The organism is Carbonatibacter coralli (assembly GCF_039592655.1).
In the GTDB taxonomy this organism is placed as follows: Bacteria; Pseudomonadota; Alphaproteobacteria; order Kiloniellales; family Kiloniellaceae; genus Carbonatibacter; species Carbonatibacter coralli.
Genome location: NZ_JBBUTJ010000017.1, coordinates 1 through 4,524, shown reverse-complemented (window position 1 = coordinate 4,524; position 4,524 = coordinate 1). Strand labels below are relative to the sequence as shown.

Here is a 4,524-nt window from a genome sequence, read left to right as displayed (position 1 = left end):
CTCGGTCAGGGTCTCACCATTTGTCAGACCCTGTACAGCAGCAGAGCTGTTGTTCAGAGCATAGCTGTAGCTGCCATCGGCACCTACTGTAAGCGTCCCATGTGTACCGGCAACATCGCCGTTGCTTGCATCTGTCCAGGTGATGGAGGCAATACCATCCGCACCTTCAACATCGGCAACACCGTCCGTCGTATTCGCATCGCCACCAGCAGCATCAACGCCGCTGATCACGTTACCGGTTGCAACAGTCGAACCGTCCTCTGTCACAGAGTCTGCATCATCGTTCGCAGTTGGAACGTCATCCAGGACAGCAACAGAAAGGACATCCCCGGCACTGTCACCATCGGTGTCGGTCACAACCACATTGTAATCAACGGAGAAGTCGTTGTTCGCAGGATGGTCGACATTGTCAACCAGGGTATAGCTGTAGGTCACAGTACCCTGACCCGTCGCAGCATCCAGCGTAAAGCCGGTGATGCTCAGGGTGCCCGTCGCATCGCTCAGCGTTTGAGCGGTGAACGGTGTGCCTGCATCCGCAGCATTCAGTGTGATGGTGCCACCAGGACCGGCAATTGCAACAGTGGCAAAACCGTCCGCAGCCGCAAAGGTAAAGCTGCTGCCTGCAGTCTCGCTGTCCGCAGCTTCATTGCTGCCTTCAGGCTCACTGGCACGCGCCGGCAGACCCGCCTCGTCAACGGTCACATCGTTGCCATCCGCCTCAAGGCCGTTGATGGTCACGATATCATCCGCACCGTTGATGGTGATGGTCAGAACCGCTGTGTCGGTATCGCCGTCACCATCGGTCACAGTGTACTCGAAGGTCTCGGTCAGGGTCTCACCATTTGTCAGACCCTGTACAGCAGCAGAGCTGTTGTTCAGAGCATAGCTGTAGCTGCCATCGGCACCTACTGTAAGCGTACCATGTGTACCGGCAACGTCGCCATTGCTTGCATCTGTCCAGGTGATGGAGGCAATGCCATCCGCACCTTCGACATCAGCAACACCGTCCGTCGCATTCGCATCCGGGTTGGTGGTGACATCAACGCCGCTGATCACATTGCCCGTTGCAACAGTCTGACCGTCCTCGGTTACAGAGTCTGCATCGTTGTTCGCAGTTGGAACGTCATCCAGAACAGCAACAGAGAGGACATCCCCGGCACTGTCACCATCGGTGTCGGTCACAACCACATTGTAATCAACAGAGAAGTCGTTGTTCGCAGGATGGTCGACATTGTCATCCAGAGTGTAGCTGTAGGTCACAGTGCCCTGACCCGTCGCAGCATCCAGCGCAAAGCCGGTGATGCTCAGAGTACCTGTCGCATCATTCAGAACCACACCGGTAATATTGGAACCCACGTTCGCAGGCGTCAGCGTGATGGAACCACCACCGGGGGCCTGAATTGTAACAGTGGCAAAACCGTCTGCAGCCGCAAAGGTAAAGCTGCTGCCTGCAGTCTCGCTGTCCGCAGCTTCATTGCTGCCCTCTGGCTCACCGGCACGCGCCGGCAGACCCGCCTCGTCAACAGTTACATCGTTGCCATCCGCCTCAAGGCCGTTGATGGTCACACCATCATCCACACCGTTAATGGTGATGGTCAGAACCGCTGTGTCGGTATCGCCGTCACCATCGGTCACGGTGTACTCGAAGGTTTCCGTCAGGGTTTCGCCATTATCGAGGCCCTGTACAGCAGCAGAGCTGTTGTTCAGAGCATAGCTGTAGCTGCCATCGGCACCTACTGTAAGCGTACCATGTGTACCGGCAACATCGCCGTTGCTTGCATCTGTCCAGGTGATGGAGGCAATGCCATCCGCACCTTCAACATCAGCAACACCGTCCGTCGCATTCGCATCGCCACCAGCAGCATCTACGCCGCTGATCACATTGCCCGTTGCAACAGTCGAACCGTCCTCGGTCACAGAGTCTGCATCATCGTTCGCAGTTGGAACGTCATCCAGAACAGCAACAGAGAGAACATCCCCGGCACTGTCACCATCGGTGTCGGTCACAACCACATTGTAATCAACAGAGAAGTCGTTGTTCGCAGGATGATCGACATTGTCAGCCAGGGTGTAGCTGTAGGTCACAGTGCCCTGACCCGTCGCAGCATCCAGCGTAAAGCCGGTGATGCTCAGGGTGCCCGTCGCATCGCTCAGCGTTTGAGCGGTGAACGGTGTGCCTGCATCTGCAGCATTCAGTGTGATGGTGCCACCAGGACCGGCAATTGCAACAGTGGCAAAACCGTCCGCAGCAGCAAAGGTAAAGCTGCTGCCTGCAGTTTCGCTGTCCGCAGCCTCATTGCTGCCCTCTGGCTCACCGGCACGCGCCGGCAGACCCGCCTCGTCAACGGTCACATCGTTGCCATCCGCCTCAAGGCCGTTGATGGTCACGACATCATCCGCACCGTTGATGGTGATGGTCAGAACCGCTGTGTCGGTATCACCGTCACCATCGGTCACGGTGTACTCGAAGGTCTCGGTCAGGGTCTCACCATTTGTCAGACCCTGTACAGCAGCAGAGCTGTTGTTCAGAGCATAGCTGTAGCTGCCATCGGCACCTACTGTAAGCGTACCATGTGTACCGGCAACATCGCCGTTGCTTGCATCTGTCCAGGTGATGGAGGCAATGCCATCCGCACCTTCAACATCAGCAACACCATCCGTCGCATTCGCATCGCCACCAGCAGCATCAACGCCGCTGATCACATTACCGGTTGCAACAGTCGAACCGTCCTCTGTCACAGAGTCTGCATCATCGTTCGCAGTTGGAACGTCATCCAGAACAGCAATAGAGAGGACATCCCCGGCACTGTCACCATCGGTGTCGGTCACAACCACATTGTAATCAATAGAGAAGTCGTTGTTCGCAGGATGGTCGACATTGTCAGCCAGGGTGTAGCTGTAGGTCACAGTACCCTGACCCGTCGCAGCATCCAGCGTAAAGCCTGTGATGCTCAGGGTGCCCGTCGCATCGCTCAGCGTTTGAGCGGTGAACGGTGTGCCTGCATCTGCAGCATTCAGTGTGATGGTGCCACCAGGACCGGCAATTGCAACAGTGGCAAAACCGTCTGCAGCCGCAAAGGTAAAGCTGCTGCCTGCAGTTTCGCTGTCCGCAGCTTCATTGCTGCCCTCTGGCTCACCGGCACGCGCTGGCAGACCCGCCTCGTCAACAGTTACATCGTTGCCATCCGCCTCAAGGCCGTTGATGGTCACACCATCATCAGATCCCTGAACATTGATAACCAGTGTCGCTGTATCGGTATCACCGTCACCATCCGTAATGGTGTAAGTGAAGGTTTCCTGAACAGTTTGTCCCGGATCCAGAGCCTGAACAGCAGCAGAGCTGTTGTCCAGTTCATAGCGATAGTTGCCATCGGCATCAACGACAAGCGTGCCGTATGTGCCCGGAATTTCCCCGTTTGTTTCATCTGTCCAGTTGATGGACTGCAAACCGTCAGCGCCTGCATTGTCAGCCACACCATCTGTTGTGTTCTGATCTTCGGCTGCAGCAACACCATCACCGTCAACACCGGTCAGAACATTACCGGTGGCAAAGCTCTCGACACCAATGGAAGAAACACGGATCTCGCCTTCATAGGTTCCACCTGCAGGATTGAAGACCTGCACAAAGACCTCTGTATCAGACGTCGCGGTAAAGGAACCCGTGCCTTGCAGCACAAAGTTGCCGTTCGCATCCTGAGTGAAGAAGCGATAGGTGGCACCACCGGAAACCTCGCCAACGGAGACCGTTTCTCCATTGAGAAGATTCACTGAGAAACCGTCCTGAAACTCGTTGGCTCCATCACCACCTGCAGCCAGATTGCCTTCAATCCGGACTTCACCACGGTTTTCAGCTTCATTGAAGAACAGCTGATCCCGACCAATTTCCCGTGCAGGAGCATTGGTTACGCCATTTTGCTCAGGACCTTCATCCACAGTCTGAAGCGTTGCCGCTCCAAAGCCGGTTGCATCTTCACGAACACTATCAATCTGATTGTTCGCAACAGGACCATCATCCCTGAAGGTCACATTGGAACCCAGCTGGATGCTGTCGCTTGCAGTATCACCGTCACCATCGGTCACAGTGGCTGTCAGGGTCACAACATTCGCGTTCAGGCTGATCGGCTCGTCATTGCTGCTGGTGTTCGGGTGACGAACAGCGCGCAGCTGGTCAAGCTCAACAGTGCCGTTGGCATCAACGGACAGTGTAAAGACAACATCGCCATCGGCATTGCGGCCTTCAATCACACCCGCATTGTCATGCAGGGTCACAGCCTGACCGGTCGCGGTGTCAACAACACCGGACGCAACACCATTCTGGGCAATCGCCAGTTCGTACGCAACAGAACCCAGACCATCTGCACCGGCATCAACGGTGAAGTTGTCCGCAAAGTTCGCGGTCGCATCCGTGCTCAGAACAGTCTCGTCAACAGTCAGTGCATCGGCTGCACCGGTGGCCGAAATCGTCGGGCCATCATCCTCAAAGGTGATGTTGCTGCCCAGCTGGATGCTGTCGCTTGCAGTATC

General features: G+C 56.0%; 1 protein-coding gene. It reads right to left on the bottom strand.

Going from position 1 to position 4,524, the window contains the following annotated elements:
* Positions 1-4,524 (bottom strand): beta strand repeat-containing protein (locus AAAH10_RS16460; protein WP_343565572.1); only part of this gene is annotated, 4,524 nt, incomplete at both ends.